General features: G+C 43.9%; 11 protein-coding genes. 1 reads left to right on the top strand and 10 read right to left on the bottom strand.

From position 1 onward, the window contains the following. Nucleotides 1-93 precede the first annotated feature (93 nt). The 5 genes from H8704_RS08765 to H8704_RS08745 form a co-directional block, all read right to left on the bottom strand. Nucleotides 94-702 (bottom strand): phosphoribosylanthranilate isomerase, encoded by a 609-nt coding sequence (locus H8704_RS08765; RefSeq protein WP_249298009.1) that lies wholly within the window; start codon nucleotides 700-702, stop codon nucleotides 94-96. A gap of 82 nt (nucleotides 703-784) precedes the next feature. Next, nucleotides 785-3514: an FtsX-like permease family protein gene (locus H8704_RS08760; RefSeq protein WP_249298008.1), complete on the bottom strand. Its 2730-nt coding sequence runs from the start codon at nucleotides 3512-3514 to the stop codon at nucleotides 785-787. Further along, nucleotides 3514-4215, bottom strand: a complete 702-nt coding sequence (locus tag H8704_RS08755; protein ID WP_022464269.1) for an ABC transporter ATP-binding protein — start codon at nucleotides 4213-4215, stop codon at nucleotides 3514-3516. The genes H8704_RS08760 and H8704_RS08755 overlap by 1 nt, the downstream gene beginning before the upstream one ends. A gap of 123 nt (nucleotides 4216-4338) precedes the next feature. Next, the gene (locus H8704_RS08750; protein ID WP_249298006.1) at nucleotides 4339-4998 is read right to left on the bottom strand and encodes a TetR/AcrR family transcriptional regulator; all 660 of its coding nucleotides are present in this window, start codon (nucleotides 4996-4998) and stop codon (nucleotides 4339-4341) included. A gap of 304 nt (nucleotides 4999-5302) precedes the next feature. Continuing rightward, nucleotides 5303-6037 carry a DUF3800 domain-containing protein gene (locus H8704_RS08745; protein WP_249298004.1) on the bottom strand — a complete coding sequence of 245 codons (735 nt, stop codon included), beginning with the start codon at nucleotides 6035-6037 and terminating at the stop codon, nucleotides 5303-5305. Between the two features lie 188 nt (nucleotides 6038-6225). Here H8704_RS08745 and hcp point away from each other — a divergent pair, with 188 nt between their 5' ends. Next, complete coding sequence (gene hcp, locus H8704_RS08740) at nucleotides 6226-7797, top strand: hydroxylamine reductase (RefSeq protein WP_249298003.1); 1572 nt, start codon at nucleotides 6226-6228, stop codon at nucleotides 7795-7797. 9 nt (nucleotides 7798-7806) lie between these two features. On the opposite strand, the gene H8704_RS08735 is transcribed toward hcp, so the two are convergent. From H8704_RS08735 to H8704_RS08715, 5 genes are all read right to left on the bottom strand, one after another. After that, nucleotides 7807-9162, bottom strand: coding sequence for a sodium-dependent transporter (locus H8704_RS08735; protein WP_249298002.1), 1356 nt, complete (start codon nucleotides 9160-9162; stop codon nucleotides 7807-7809). Between the two features lie 34 nt (nucleotides 9163-9196). Then, a complete protein-coding gene (locus H8704_RS08730; protein WP_249298000.1) occupies nucleotides 9197-10552 on the bottom strand; it encodes a sodium-dependent transporter in 1356 nt (451 codons plus the stop codon). Nucleotides 10553-10563: 11 nt separating this feature from the next. Beyond that, a complete protein-coding gene (locus H8704_RS08725; RefSeq protein ID WP_022464264.1) occupies nucleotides 10564-11061 on the bottom strand; it encodes a gamma carbonic anhydrase family protein in 498 nt (165 codons plus the stop codon). Nucleotides 11062-11214: 153 nt separating this feature from the next. After that, nucleotides 11215-13359, bottom strand: a complete 2145-nt coding sequence (locus H8704_RS08720) for a glycosyltransferase family 39 protein (protein WP_249297998.1) — start codon at nucleotides 13357-13359, stop codon at nucleotides 11215-11217. Nucleotides 13360-13465: 106 nt separating this feature from the next. Continuing rightward, nucleotides 13466-15907, bottom strand: a complete 2442-nt coding sequence (locus H8704_RS08715; protein ID WP_249297997.1) for a 6-pyruvoyl-tetrahydropterin synthase-related protein — start codon at nucleotides 15905-15907, stop codon at nucleotides 13466-13468. Between the last annotated feature and the right edge of the window lies 1 nt (nucleotide 15908).

The raw sequence follows: 15908 nt of genomic DNA, 5'->3' as shown, positions 1-15908 counted from the left end.
AATGAGGCGTAGCGGCGGCTACGTCGATTGACGACAACGCTGTATCTGATAAATCAGACAAATCAAAGTGCTGGTAATTTGGTTTACGCTATACTAAGCTTTCCGCACTATCTTTACAAATGCTTCTATCTTTTCCGGATCTTTTCCCGGTTCTAAATCTCTTTCCACTCCTGAGCTCACATCTACCCCGTCCGGATGCATTGCCTCAATCGCATTCCCCACATTAGCAGGATTTAGTCCCCCTGCCAGCAGGTACGGTTTCCCATCCTCCGGCAGATTTGGTATGCTGCTCCAGTCAAAGGTTTCACCGCTTCCCGGTTTCACTGCATCAAACACATAACCGATGCATTTCGGCTCTGCCTCGTACCGCTCCCATTCCTGCATATTATCTACATTAAACGCACGGAAAAACGGAATCTGCAAAGTCTCCAGAGCCTCCGGAAGCACCTGTCCATGAATCTGGACAATATCAAATCCGTTCTCCTGAATCTCCTTTATCTGTAAGGCTGACGGAGAAACCACAACAGCCACTTTCCTTATCTGTGGCGGCAGGTATTTCATAATTTCCTTTGCCTGATCTATCGTAATATTTCTTTTACTTTTCGGAAAGAAAAGCACCATTCCCACATAATCTGCCTGAGCCTTTGATACCCAACCGGCTTCCTGTGGTGTTGTCAATCCACATATTTTAATTTTTGTCATACTCCCTTAACCATGCCTTTCCAAAATTCTGACTTTTTCATCATAGCACTCCCCACATATTTCATCAACATAACAAAATATTTTATTCCCTGTTTTTCAGAACCTCTGCCGGCGTGATCTTTTGCAGACGACGCACCAGGAAGAAATTGATCACTGCATACAGCAGCAGAATCCCAACATACATCCCTATATAAAGTACCGGTGAAAAATGAAGATTCATTCCACAGGCAATATTACTGACCATCAACGGATACATAGCATCCATACACAGTTTGGAAAGCGGAATGCAGATCAGTGCTCCCACTGCTACAATACAGAAATTACTGTTCAGGTACAGCTTCCGGATCTCACTGATCCGGTATCCAAATATCTTTACCAGTGAAATACCAAAACTGGAACGATCGATCATCACCTTCATCATCAGATACATGACTACACAGAAGATCAATGCAGACATAATCATCAGGGTCGAAACCATCGGCATCATCATATTGACGAAAATATCAGAATTTTTCTCTACCTCCGATTTCTTTAATGTGCCATAAAGCCGTCCTGACGGAATATTCAGCTTATGATCGGCAAACACAACATTATAATAATCATCATCTTCACCAAACAGTTCCCGCATACTGTCAATGTCCATAAAAACGTACAGACCGGTAGAATACTGTGTGACGCCATCCACCGTAAATGCATAGTCCCTTTCTTCGTCTTCATCATTCAGTACAAACTGATCTCCTTTTGCAAGAGCAAACTTCTGTGCTGCCGCACTGGACAGGATCACACGGCTCTTTCCTTTTTGTACATCAGCATCAAAGAAAGAGTTATCCTTCGTAATTCCCAATACTGTAACATCCAGATTGTAACCAAAGCGTTCCCGTTTTAATGTCCTGGCATAAGCTTCCTCACCCCCGGCCGGTGCCTTCCCGGTGGGATATTTGTAAGTATACATATATTCAAACTTTGTATCGGCTCTGTTTTCAATGCCCACATTGGCACACATCACATAACAATCCAGACTGAGCATGCAGATCAAAAGGGAAACAAAAAGTCCAAAGATAACCGTCAGACCGGTTCGAAGCTCCCGCAAAAACTGACGGATACAAAATCTTGGCACAAATGCCATATCCCCCAGATCCATGCGGCCAAATCTCCCCTGCTTCTGTTCCTTCCTCATCAGCTTTAACGCGGGCTGTGCCAGCTTCTTCCGGATTACCAGCCAGTTTACGATCACTGCCGCCAGAACAGGCATCACAGCGCCGTAGATCAGCAGGTATACCGGATACACATCCGGTACCTCCGGGAAGGAAAAATAGTTATAGGTGTCTGCCATCTGCTGCCGCACACCAATTGGCGAAAAACCTATTGCCATCCCGATCATTCCCGATATAAATGTAACGCAGACCGGCAGGGTCAGGTAATGCATGATCAAGTCCTTTCCGGTAACACCCATTGCATACAGTGCACCGATCACACCGCTCTCTGCCTCGATTGTATGTACGACAAACACCGAGATCACATAAGTAAATAAGATCATAATAATCACACCGGCGATCAGGCCAGCCAGCTTATTAATGACCTGATCGTCTGTGGTTGCACCAATTCTCATATTTTCCTCTGCTGTGACAAATTCTGTCATATTGCTTAAAGAAATATCAAAATATTTATCCACAAGCTTATCAGTTCCTTTTTTCAGCTTACGGACACCATCTGACAGCTTTCCGGCACCATCAGCGGCCTCTCCCACGCCATCCGTATATTTTACGATTCCATCCTTATAGCTTTTCAGCATGGTGAGCTGATCCAGCAGGGAACCAATGGAAAGCCGCACAATTCCATTATCATTCCTGTCCTTCAGCTGTGTCAGCTGCTCTTTAAAATTTTCCTCGGTAAGTGCTTCCGTGAGACCATAATCCTTCAATGCATCGGAAGCCTGCTCCAGATATGTATCCAGAAGCTGACCTGTACCCTCCTGCAGCTTTTTGTTATTTGAAGCAAGCTCTGATAGTCCATCTGAAAGCTCCCCGGATCCGTCTGCCAGCTTATCGATTCCCTTTGTCACCTTATCCTTCTGACCGCCGGTCCGACGCCAATATTTTTTAAACCAATTATCCGTTATATCACTAGCATCAATTGTCTGATCCTTAAGCCATTCCTTAAGCTTTTTGTCCGTCATTCCCTTCTTCAATCTGTACGAATAATTGTACACCTCTGTCTGGGCACTTTTTCCCTGATCCTGCATTTTTTTATACTGTCCGGCAGTTACAAAAGCAAGACCAAACTGCTTACTTCCCACGGTACTGTCTGACAGATTATGATATGGCGCATTATAGTCCGGTACACAGCCGATTCCTGATACTTTCAGCGTTTCTCCACCGATTGTCACTTTATCTCCCACCTTGATCCGATGTTCCTCACTGTATCTCTGCTCCAGCATTACTTCATCATCAGCCTTTGCAAGCCGCCCTTCCCGAACAACGGCAAGATTGATCTTCTGCCGGTTTTGAAATACCCGCAGCACACTTTGGTCCTTCATATTGTAATCCAGATAAAAATTTTCTTCCAAACTCAGTCCTTTTTGGGTGATTTCATTCTTTTCGGAGGCTGTCAACGGCACAAATACAGAGAACTGGCCATCCTCAACCTTATGCTCCCGGTCAGAAGCCGCTCCTCCCTGCATAATTGTTTCAGATGCTCCCACCAGAGAGACCACCAGATACATACTCATAATGATCAGCACTGCCAATGCCAGATAACGGAATTTATTGGCACACAGATCCCGCAAGATTCTTCTTCTCAATACTTTCTGCATTACAAATCCTCCAATTCTGCTGCCGGTACTCTAGTTTCATTGTAATATTCCTTACTGATCTGGCCATCCTTGATCCGGATCACCTTATGTACCATGTCTTTGATGGAATTGTTATGAGTAACGATCAGCATCGTAGTTCCATACTTTGCATTGATGGTTTCCAGCAGCACTAAAATGTCCCTGGAGGTTTTGGAATCCAGTGCACCGGTCGGTTCATCACAGAGAAGAAGCTTCGGATTTTTGATCAATGCTCTGGCAATGGCACACCGCTGCTGCTGACCACCGGAAAGCTGTGACGGAAATTTGTTCTGATGTCCTGTCAGCCCCAATGTCTCCAGAAGCTCATCCATATCCAGCGGCGTTTTGGTCAGGTATTCACAAACCTGTATATTTTCCCGTACAGTCAGATTAGGGACCAGATTGTAAAACTGAAAAATATATCCCAGATTATCCCGGCGATACTCAGAAAGCTCCGTCTGGCTCAGGCCTGCAATTTCCTTTCCATCCACCACCACAGAGCCGGAATCAATGGTATCCAGGCCACCAATACAGTTTAAAAATGTGGATTTTCCGGAACCACTGGTTCCCTGTATCACACACATATCTCCCTGCTCCACTCCCGTGGTAATTCCTCTCAGAACCTGCACAAAACCTTCTCCTGCACCATAACTCTTTTTCAAATCCTTCACTTCCAGATACATGATCGTCCTCCTTATTGATATTATTTATCATTAACGTAACACTGTTATGTTGCTGTTGTTTTTTTAGGAACTGCCGTAACAGTTCCTTTTATCCCGAAACCTTCTATCCCTGCTCTATTCTTTTCAAACAATATCTCCGCTTCCCATCATATCCGGCGTTACACCAAACATTCCATACCAGCCACAGACCATATATTTCACTGCACGATCCATATATCTGACCGCTTCCTCCTCTGTGTCAATATGTGTCACCGCATAAACAAATACATCGATCTGCATATGTGCGATCCAGTGAATCACGTCATGTTCGATCCTCTCTCCCCCGATATGCTGCTGCATCATATCAGCCAGCATCCGGTAATGTCCCTCGCAAATGCGAACGACCTCATCCACAGCTCCCTCCACGGAACTGCCCTGGGACTTCTCCAACAGAAGCCGGAACCGGTCGCGATACCGGTAAAGCTCATGAACAATATTCAGAGTCGTACGGTAATCATCCGCTTCGCCCTCCTGTACTTCTCCACTAAGCAGTTCTCCCGATTCCATTGCCTGCTTCTCCCCCAGGAAATGCATTTCCATTGCCTCGCGTACTCCCGCCAGAGGCTCCTTCACCAGAGAAACAAACAGATCATCCTTATCCTCAAAGAAAAAATATAAGGCTCCCGTAGTGACCCCTGCCTTTTTACAGATGCTCCGGAGAGATGCCTTCATAAACCCCTTCTCCAGGAACTCCTCCAGGGCACATTTCTGAAGCCTTTTCCTGGTCTCCTTTTCATCCTTCATATATGCCTCATTTCTATGTCACCTCATCACGTAACACCGTTATGTTAACATGGTCATATGATAATGTCAAGAAATTTATTATAATCAAAAAAAGGCTATCATACCAAACAGTACGACAGCCCCTCGTGCAAATAATCCCCCTAAAGCAAAAGAACATCCCATATCTGGAATGTCTCTCTAACAAAAACGTTGAGCCGGACAGCTTACATCTGCCTTACATCCTCATGCGGTTATCAACGATTTACTTTGCTGAGATTATAATAACACCCAATCTATTATTTGTCAAATTCAACGCAACAATTCATTATAAATTCAAAGCAATATCCCGGCTTTCTGAGAAGTCAAAAATATCCCTATTACATAGAGTATTCAACCACATTCCAATTGTTTCCTTACTTTCTTGATTTCTCTTTTCAATATTACGATAAAATGAATTTGCTACAAAATCCGACAGCTGAACCAATTTCTCGTTTTTAGAGTCTGTATAAGTCACTTCAAACAGATCACATATGGGATTTTTTAAGGTCAACTGTTGATTAAGATATCCACACAACTCATATTCCGCTCCTGTTGCAATATTTTGCTCATCAATGATCAATTCTATCTTACCATATCCTTTCATAAACTTACTATGATTACGAAAATAGCTATCTAAATATGTTTGAATCATATAATTAAATGATCTGGCATGATTTTCAATAAATTTATCTGTAGTATATTCATTATCTAATACAATAAGACCCAGTTCCAGCTTTTCTGCACCATGCTCTAAAATATGCTTATATACTTCTTTTTTGGTAGTTTCTGATATATCCGACCCCTTTATCTCTTTTTTCATTCGAATCATATCTTTGTATTTATCATTCTTTTTCATCATTTTGGAAATTTTCTTTTTAAATAATCTGCGAATTGTAACTGGATCATCTGTAAAGACCATCGCTATAACAAAATATCTATTATTGCTGATATTAGTTTTTGTAATGCTTCCTGATTCGTCAATATAAACATATAATGTATTCTGTAGTGTCTTCTCTGTCATTTAACACAGCCTTTCATAATTTAGTACATCTCTTTTTTCAACAGTATACTACTACACATTATTATTTTCAATTTACTTTTTCAATTAATTATTTCACCTGTTTCCATGTATGTATACTCCGCACAAAAATTGGAAAAACTGGTTTTAAAGTATCTAAATAGCATATCGCATTGATTGGAGGAGTAACCATGTCTAATATGTTTTGTTTTCAGTGTCAACAGACCGCAGGCAACAAAGGCTGTGTCAACACAGGCGTCTGCGGCAAGCAGCCGGAAACCGCCAGACTGCAGGATGAATTGATCGGCGAGCTGATCCGCCTGGCCACAGCCGCCCACGATGCAGGAAAACATTCCCGCCTGACGGATCGTCTGCTGATAGACGGACTTTTTACCACATTAACCAATGTCAATTTCGACGATGAAGCGATCCGTGAATTTACAGACCGTGTCATAAAAGAACGCAAAAAACTCAGCGACGAAAAGATCCCCGTCGTAGCACTCTGGGATGGAAGTAACGACGAAGTATCCCTTCGTTCCACTTTGCTTTTCGGTCTGAAAGGTATGGCGGCCTACGCCCATCACGCCATGAATCTCGGATATGAAGATGAAAGCGTTACAAAATGGTTTTACAAGGGACTTTGTGAAATAAATAAAAAACATTCTGCCGAGGAATGGATCGAGCTGATCATGGAATTTGGCAAAGTCAACTTTAAATGTATGGAGCTTCTGGACCGTGCCAATACAGAAACCTTCGGTTCGCCATCACCGGTAAAGGTACAGACCGATATCAAAAAAGGTCCTTTTATCGTAATATCCGGTCACGACCTGAAGGATCTGTCCCAGCTTTTGGAGCAGACAAAGGGCAAAGGGATCAATGTCTATACCCACAGTGAAATGCTGCCGGCTCATGGATATCCGGAGCTGAATAAATACGAACATCTTGCAGGTAACTTTGGAACCGCATGGCAGAGCCAGCAGAAGGAATTTGACAATATTCCTGCCCCGGTACTTTTCACCACCAACTGTCTGATGCCTCAGAGACCAAGCTATCAGGACCGGATTTATACGACATCTGTAGTGGGATATAAAGGTCTTCGCCATATCAGCGGAGACAAGGACGGAAATAAAGACTTCTCTCCGATCATTGAACATGCCTTACGGCTCGGAGGCTATGAACACGACCACAGCATGAGCGGGATCAACGGCGGCCACACACTGACCACAGGTTTTGGCCACTCCGCCGTTCTTTCCCATGCAGAAGAGATCATTTCCTCGATCAAGCAGGGACATATTAAGCATATTTTCCTGGTGGGCGGATGTGACGGTGCCCATCCCGGCCGTAATTACTATACCGATTTTGTAAAACAGACTCCGATGGATTCCCTTGTTCTGACTCTCGCCTGCGGAAAATACCGTTTTAATGATCTGGATCTCGGGGAGATTGATGGCATCCCACGTATCCTTGATATGGGACAGTGCAATGATGCCTACAGTGCGATCCGGGTAGCTCTGGCACTCGCCGATGCATTTGACTGTACGGTCAACGATCTGCCTCTGACACTGGTGCTGTCCTGGTATGAACAGAAAGCAGTCTGTATCCTGCTGACACTGCTTTCCCTCGGTATCCGCAACATGTATCTGGGACCAACTCTTCCGGCTTTTATGTCAGAAACCGTTGTGAAGTTTCTCGTAGACACCTACAACCTGCAGCCGATCACCGCACCGGAACAGGATATGGATACCATTCTGGGACGCGGATAAATTCACATTTTACCGCAATCCAAGCACAAGAATCACAAGAATAATACACGGGAGCACAAAGGTCACATATCCCCGCAGAGCCTTTGGAAACTTCGCCCCAATACCGGTATTCGTCTCTTCGAGATATTTATCAAAGCCCCAGCCCCATTTTGTCACACAGAATAACAAAAAGATCAAAGAACCGCCCGGAAGCAGCAGATTGCTTACAATAAAGTCCTCCAGATCCAGCACTGTACTTCCGGCGCCTCTTGGCTGGAAGCTGCTCCAGATATTATAACCAAATACCGCCGGTAAAGAAGCGATCAAAATGATCACGCCATTGATAAGAGCAGACTTTTTGCGGCTGATATTCCATTTATCCATACAGCAGGCAATGATATTTTCAAAAACCGCTATGATCGTGGAAAATGCCGCAAAAGTCATAAACAGGAAGAAAAATGTCCCCCAGATCCTGCCTCCCGGCATCTGGATAAAGACATTTGGCAGCGTAATAAAGATCAGCTCCGGTCCTGCTCCCGGATTGATTCCGTAAGCGAAGCAGGCCGGAAAAATGATCAGACCGGACATAATCGCCACAAAGGTATCCAGCGCGGCGATCCGCAGGGATTCTCCTAAAAGAGTATGCTCTTTACTCATATAGCTTCCAAAAATCTCCATAGCACCAATACCAAGGCTCAGAGTAAAAAATGCCTGATTCATCGACGCAATAATTACATTAAAAAGACCAACCTCCTCAACCTTTTTCCAGTCGGGGATCAGATAAAACTTCAGTCCATCCACGCCGCCCTTCAAAAGGATACTGTTGACCGCCAGCACCACGATCAATGCCAGAAGTCCCAGCATCATCGGCTTACTGATCTTTTCTACTCCGGCCTGCAGACCAAAGGAACAGATCAGAAATCCCACAACAACGATTACGATCATCCAGAAGGTCATGCTCTTAGGATCTGCAAGCATATGAGAAAACTTATCCGTGACACCTTTCGTATCCAGCCCCTTAAAGTCATTGATCAGGAAACGATAAAAGTAACTGATCATCCAGCCTGCCACTGTCGTATAAAACATCATCAGCATATAATTACCAAATAACGCCGCATAGCCATGCAAATGCCATCTGCTTCCCTCCGGCTCCAGTACCTCATAGCCTTTCACTACACTCTTTCCGCTGGCACGGCCGACTGCAAACTCCATGGTCAGCACCGGCACGCCGACTGCGATCAAAAAGAACAGGTAAAACAAAACAAAAATACCACCGCCATTTTGTCCTGCCACATATGGAAACTTCCAGACATTTCCAATCCCAATGGCGCATCCCGCTGAAATCAGAATAAAACCTAATCTGGATTTGAAACTTTCTCTTTTCATGTTTCTAAAAACTCCTTTTATCTTAGTTATATTTCTATATCAAACCCAAAATAATGATCGCAAAAATGATACATGGCATTACATAGGTCAGGTAACCCCGAAGAATCCGGGGCATTTTCAATCCCATTCCTGTATTGGTTTCTGCCAGATAATTTTCGAAGCCCCATCCCCATTTCGTCATACAGAACAACAAAAATACAATGGCTCCTCCCGGCAGGATCAGATTACTTACCAGAAAATCCTCCAGATCCAGTATCGTACTTCCCGCACCTCTCGGCTGAAATCCTTTCCACACATTATAACCGAGTACCGCCGGCACAGAACCGATCAAAATAATAATTCCATTGATCAGGGACGACTTTTTCCGGCTGATCTCCCATTTATCCATACAGCTTGCAATGATATTTTCAAAAACACCAATGATCGTAGAAAATGCCGCAAAGGTCATAAACAGGAAAAATAATGCTCCCCAGAATCTGCCTCCCGGCATCTGAACAAAGACATTCGGCAGCGTAATAAAGATCAGCTCCGGACCTGCTCCCGGATTAATTCCATAGGCAAAGCACGCCGGAAAAATGATCAGACCGGACATCAACGCAACAAAAGTGTCCAGCCATGCTATCTGCAGTGACTCACCAAACAGACTGCGCTCCCTGTCCATATAGCTTCCAAAAATTTCCATGCCTCCCATACCCACACTCAGGGTAAAGAATGCCTGATTCATCGCCGCAATGATCACATTCAGCAGGCCCACCTCGTGAACCTTCTTCCAGTTGGGTACCAGATAAAACTTTACACCCTCTATGCCGCCTTCCAGCATCACACTATTGACTGCCAGAATTGCGATCAATCCCAAAAGACCTATCATCATGGGCTTGCTGATCTTTTCCACTCCATTCTGCAAACCCATAGAGCAGATCAGAATCCCCACAACCACGATCAACACCATCCAAAATCCCATGCTCCACGGGTTCGAAAGCATATGATCGAACTTGTCCGAAACCCCCTTGGTATCCAGCCCCTTAAAATCATTTACCAGAAAACGGTAAAAATAACTGACCATCCAGCCTGCCACCGTGGTATAAAACATCATGATCACATAATTACCCAGCAATGCCACATAACCATGAAGATGCCATTTACTGCCCATGGGCTCTAACTCCTGATAACAGCCCAACACGCTTTTCCGGCTGGCCCGTCCTACTGCAAACTCCATAGTCAGTGCCGGCGCTCCTACCATCACCAGAAACAACAGATAAAAGAGCACAAAAACTCCACCGCCATTTTGTCCTGCTACATATGGAAACTTCCATACATTACCAATACCGATCGCACACCCCGCCGAGATCAGGATAAAACCTAATCTGGATTTAAAATTTTCTCTTTGCAATGTCTTCTCCTTTATTTTTCCTTTGCATAAACAACATACTCCGCTGCATTATCCTTAATATGGGACACATCCTCCGGTGTTACCGGACGATATACTCTGACCGGATTGCCAAAAGCCACTGACCCCTCCGGTACTTCCTTTCCCTCCGGAACCAGCGTTCCCGCTCCTATAATACAGTTTCTGCCGATCCTTGCCCCATTTAATATCACTGCCCCCATGCCAATGATACAGTCATCTTCAATCGTACAGCCATGAACAATTGCCCCATGTCCCACTGTAACTCCATTTCCAATCACGGTCGGGAATCCATTATCCACATGTACCACTGCATTATCCTGAATATTGCTTCGCTCCCCCACTTTGATCGATGCCATATCTCCGCGGACCACGGCATTATACCACACGGAGGACTCCTTTCCCATGGTAACATCTCCTGTCACCACACAACCGGGAAACAAATATGCTCCGTCTTCCGTTTTCTTCCATTCGGTTACTCTTTTTTCTTTCATAATTAACTCCAAAAAATGATTTAGCTAAGGCCTGCGTCAGCAAACCTTAGCCTGTCTATCATACCATTTATTCTATTATCCATGCAAGTAATATTTTGAAATATTATAATAATAGAAATCCTGCAAAAAACTAAATAATTCCTATTAAAAAAATCAGCTTTCCGACTTCTTTCGAAGAATACTCATTGAAAGATCATAGAATGTTTTTTTACCGTTAATATACAAGCTTCCATAAGGATATGGATCCAGCTCAGGAAAGCGGCTGACCTTCGGAATCATAGTATAATTTTTTCCGTAATGATGTAAGCGGATCACATACCCCTTCGATGTATCCTTCGAAATTTCAGGAAGACGGATCACCAGTTTTCCGTTTCTGCTAAACTGATCATTCCGTACTTTCCTGCTATATAATTTCTGTCCGGTTTCCAAAGATAACACTTCTATTTTATATTCTTTTTTGGGCTGTAATTTTTTCAATTTATTTTTAGAAAAATTTTTCTCCTCTCTTTTATCAAAATTAAGTATAATTTTCTCTTTGTCTCCTTCTTTCGTTAACTGCCCCTGACGTATAATCTGTTCCAGTAAAACCGGCCTTTGAAAATGCTTTTTTTCTTTTCTGCTTACGTCACTCACCGCCACAGAATCCGGATTATTCCGGCAATGATATATAACATTCTCCTGTGCCGAAGCCGTCTGTGACGCTATTGTTATCTGTATATAAGATACCAGTACGATACAAACCATTGTCATAGCCGCCATGACAATCCGGGAATTTTTCCGCCGCAATATCACGGACTGCTTCTGTCTCATCCACTGCAGACAACGCCCAATCCCATCTGCCATCAGAAGCAGACAGACTCCCATAAAGCATACATTATATTTCCGATTTGCCTCCCAAAGCACAAAAAACAGGACAGCTCCCAAAAAAGTCAAAGAAAGCACATAGGAAGAATCGTATTTTTTCTCTCTGATCTGTCCCAGAACACTCCCACATAAAAACAAAAATGTTACCACCCGGAATGCCTGCATAAACAACAGATACCATGTATTATCTTTTCCCATAAAATACCGGTACCAGCCCGGGAAATCACTGGCATATGCCGCCTTATTAAAACAATCGTCATCCGAAAGTGCCCACACACCAAACATTTTCGCCATCGCCTGATAAACCAGACCGGTTCCTCCAAGCTCTTTGACACGTTCCCGTATCCGTTCTACATCGGCCCGGTGCTTCCGGTCTTTGGTATCAAAACTCATGGTGTAGCTCTCATCCTCCCTGGAAAACTCACCAAAGGTATCCGTATTTAGTCCCATCATGATCCAATGAGTCACCGGAAACTGTCCGGTCAGCCTGCTTCGGTCCATATGACGGTCTACCAGTCCGCGGCATCCCATGAAACAGCCTGTAAATACACCAGCCGTAAGCACTGTTCCAATCAGACACCTTACCACTGTTTCCTTTTTCATTTTCTGTGTTCCGCGCACGATAAAATACAATGCAACCGCTATGATGGGAATGATCGTTGTGGGACGTATCCAATATCCCACGGCCATTCCAGCCCCCAGCAGTGCCCATAAGCTTTGATGACCGTTTTGTTTCTCTGACTCCTCCTGAAGCCGCAGGCACAAATAAAGGATCAGCATCACAAAAGGAAAGGAGATGGTATTGGTATAAACCGTAGTCAGCCAGACATAGGTCGTTGGACAAAAAATAAACAGACACAACAGCAGATCTGCCATTGCAGCTCCCTTCCACCGACGCGCAATCAGCCAGGAAAAAATAACTCCTATATCAATCGAGATCAAATTTAATATAATCGTAGGAATCCATACCTTTTGTATTCCCATAAAATACAACATTTTATAAAAATAGTAGAACAAAACCACAATAAAATGGTTATTGGGATATCGCTGAAAATACAGATCCTGCATATTCATCTGTCCATGCTGCTTCTGCACCATCATCAATGCCTCATGCTGCACTCTGGCAGGATCACTGATCGCCATAGGATGAGAAATAAATACCAAAAAGAAAATCTGAAAACAAACAAGCACACCAAACAAAAGAATACTTCTGTAACGACTTTCCTTTTCCAGCTTGCGACCCAGAATCAGAACTCCCCCCGTGACCACAGCCGCCATCAAAAGCATGGCAAATGTCATTATTCCATAATGATCATTCCCATACATAATCCCATATACAATCATTGCCAGACATGACATTAGCAGCAGGCAGCCTCCGATCCCCAGCGTCATTCCCTGACTAAACCGATAAAATAGATTTGTTATTTTCTGCATATTGAGCACCTTCCATATCATTAATGTTCCCATCCACAGATAAATATAACAAATAAAATAAAAGAAACTCTCAAGATAATCTTAAGAATTTCTTTTATTTGTTAAATTATTTCTTAATTTTATGACGATCTCCGGCACGCTTTAACCACCATATCAGCAAAATATATCCCACAAGCCCTGCCAATGTCATTATAATACCCCGCCAAAGATAAGGATATTTCATACGGATCACCGTGACACCCTGATGCACCACCAGCAGATTATGTTCTTTAAAACTCTTCTGCCGGCTGCCAAATATATCATGATATGCCAACGAAGTATTTACCTTCTCTTTTCCCGACGTAATCCGGATCTGGTTTCTTCCATAGTGGATCTTTAAAGGTACAATGGTCCGTTCCGGCAGCTCCTTCAGATCCTCTCCTATCAGCTGTTGTAAATATGCACCCACATTTTCATCCTGCGTCAGAAAACAATGATAGGATAAATTCAACCCCACAAAAACAATATTGTCATTATAAACAGAGCCGGAAAAGTCCAGACGTCTGCCGGAATCAAAAAGATATCCATCTATTTTTTCCAGTCCATTGAGATATACTGTTTTCCACTGTGAGACGCTTCTGTCAAACAGTGCGGTATCCAGCTCTCCCTCCGATGTGTATAAAACAGGATAACCATTTTGAAAATAAATATTCTGACAACTGATCCCCAAAAAGGAGCGTTCTTTCGTTCCGGAGTCCTCCGGAATCCCATCCCCGCTGATCACTATTTTCACACCGTTATCACTGAGCTTTTTCACCAGCTTTTCTGCCCTCTCTCTGTTGGTGTACGCAAAGCCGGACAGATAAATCACCTGATATTCCGACAGCTCCCGAAATGTATAATCATCTAACGAAACAGAATCTCCCTTTGTAATATCCGGATTGCCATAAGTGAGGGAAGCTGCTGTATCGCCAATGGCTATTCCGTCATATTTGCATACTGTCCCAAAAGACGCATAGGTATCCATATGATATAACAGATAACTGTCATTTTGATCCGTCAGGCGATACCCCAGCTTTGCTGCCGCATCACTGACTTTCCGTATATCACCGGTTCCCTGCTTCAATTCCTGAATCTGTATCAGAACCGTATCATTGCCAAGCTCCAGCGCCCGGTCAAAAAGATACAGATAATATCCTTTTTCTGCCGCCTCCTCCAGCTCTGCGATATTTACCGCCGTAGCAGCCGAAATATTTCCCGTACCAAATGTTCCTTTCACTTGTTTTTTGTCATAACCAGTCAACAGATACGGTGCAACCGCTCCCAGGCTTCCTCCATCCAGAATCGCCGCCCTCTGGCTTGTCACCTCTCTTGCCTTTGTGATCAGGCAGGCATCTGCCGTCCGGTGCAGACGTTCGTCTGCCGACACCGTTCCCTTCCCCTGATAAATCAAAGAGAACGATGGAATGCAGTCTGCCACCAGAAGGACGCAGCATATCACCACAAACCCACGTTTTAAAGAATTCCATTTCATAAAACTGTAAAGAATCATTCCCGCAGCAACGGAAATAAAAGATAACATCCATAAAGGATGACCGGCCGAAAGCTTATCCAGTACAGCATACACAGAGGTCGTCGTCCCGGCAAAAAGAAATAATGCCGTCCAAAATCCTGCCATAGATTTTCTTTTGCTGCACAAAGCACCAAAAACAGCAACCATAAAAGAAGATAAACCAAAATAAAAATCAACATTTCCGCGTGTCAGACGGCGAATAGGGTTCAAGGAGATCCATGCATCCTGAAACATCCCCCGCATCACACCGGAACTTCCCGTGTTTCCTCTTCCCTTCATAGAAGCATAGAGCCATATTCCCGTGATCAAAAAAGCAACAAGCATAGCCCCTATCACAGGAAGACATTTTCCCTTTCTGTGATACAGCAGCCGGTATATCAGCAGAAAGAGAAGCATCGCCGCCGATATCATCACAGCAAATCCCGTCTCACAAAGAACCATCATCGTAAATACAGGAACCGCCTTTGTCAGAGCTTTTCCATCATCCTCCAGCAGATATGCACTGATCCAATGAAGCCATAAGGGCATCCATACCAGGGCAAGTACCCGTGGCAGATTTCCCTCTCCAAAAAGAATATAAAGATTATTGGGAATAAAAAACCACAGCATTCCCAGAAATGCTCCCAGACCCGGACGATTGCTGCAACACCCTATATAAAACCAGACCAACGCTCCCAGATAAAAAACAAGAGCCACAAACACCAGATATCCATCGAGGTCATTTCCTCCGGCAATCCACTGGCAAAATGCCAGAAAATAAACCGGCAGAGGCGCCTGATAACGCATGGTCTGTACTCCGTTAAACCACAGACTGTCATAAAGAGGATACCAGTCCCCTTTTTCCATAGCATCATAAAGCATATTCCCTTTATAAAGGTATCCCAGAGTATCCGTCCCTGTAGGATAATTCCCACTGAGTATGACCAGATATGCTATAATCACAGCGACTGCCGCATAAATCAGTATCACTGCTATCATTCCTGCTTTTTTCTTCACT

Source organism: Jutongia huaianensis (assembly GCF_014384985.1).
Taxonomy (GTDB): Bacteria; Bacillota; Clostridia; order Lachnospirales; family Lachnospiraceae; genus Jutongia; species Jutongia huaianensis.
This window is presented reverse-complemented; position numbering and strand designations above follow the sequence as displayed.